1 protein-coding gene is annotated in these 236 nt (G+C 78.0%); it reads right to left on the bottom strand.

Features of this window, described 5'->3' with window-relative positions; translation table 11 throughout:
* The coding region (locus KVT14_RS21400) for a MarR family winged helix-turn-helix transcriptional regulator (protein WP_368858798.1) at positions 1 to 206 on the bottom strand (206 nt) is incomplete at its 3' end.
* Positions 207 to 236 lie beyond the last annotated feature (30 nt).

Raw genomic sequence — 236 nt, 5'->3', positions numbered from 1 at the left:
AGCGCGCCGGCCCCCTCCGTGAGCGCCGCGAGCTGCTGCGGGCCCAGGGCCCCCCCGACGTAGTGCGCGATGGCCTGGACGTGCCGCCGGCCGCCCTCCTTCTGCAGCGCCGCTCCTGCCGCCGTGAGCCCGACGACGACGCCACGACCGTCGCCCGCCTCCGGTGCGCGCCGCACCCAGCCGGCCTCCTCGAGTCGCTCGACCATCCGGCTCAGGCTCGGCTGGCTGAGCAGGCT

This window comes from Cellulomonas sp. GbtcB1 (assembly GCF_019091725.1).
Classification (GTDB): Bacteria; Actinomycetota; Actinomycetes; order Actinomycetales; family Cellulomonadaceae; genus Cellulomonas.
This window is presented reverse-complemented; position numbering and strand designations above follow the sequence as displayed.